This is a genomic window from Daejeonella sp. H1SJ63, from assembly GCF_029360775.1.
In the GTDB taxonomy this organism is placed as follows: Bacteria; Bacteroidota; Bacteroidia; order Sphingobacteriales; family Sphingobacteriaceae; genus Daejeonella.
Window position 1 is genome coordinate 1 of sequence record NZ_JARKMZ010000006.1, and the last position, 566, is coordinate 566.

The 566-nt window shown below is 47.3% G+C and carries 1 pseudogene; it reads left to right on the forward strand.

Annotated features, from left to right (window positions below):
• Positions 1-566: pseudogene (locus P2W72_RS02590) on the forward strand (hypothetical protein); the annotation flags it as partial.

Below are 566 nucleotides of genomic sequence, written 5' to 3' on the forward strand. Positions count from 1 at the left end.
AAGTAAAACAGATGTAGGTCTGGCGAATGTGGATAATACTTCAGATGCGAATAAACCGGTATCGGGTGCAACCCAAACGGCATTGGATCTGAAAGCTCCATTGGCAAGTCCTGCATTAACGGGAGTACCAACAGCACCAACAGCAACTAATGGAACGAATACTACCCAGGTAGCTACTACGGCATTTGTTACCACAGCAGTAACAGGAGCAGCAGCATCTGATGCAACTACGCTTGCTACCGGAAAAATCCAGTTAGCCGGTGATCTGAGCGGAACAGCAACTTCCCCGGCGATTGCAGCAAATGCAGTGACTACAGCAAAGATTGCAGATGCAAACATCACGGCAGCGAAACTAGCTGCAGATGCAGTAACGACTGCCAAGATCCTTGACGCGAATGTTACCACTGCAAAAATTGCTTCTGGTGGTAACGATAAAGTATTAACCACTGATGGAACAGGAATAGTAAGCTGGTTAGACAAGAGCACTTTTGCTGTAGCTGATGCAACTACGCTTGCTACCGGAAAAATCCAGTTAGCTGGTGATCTGGCAGGAACAGCAACTTCCC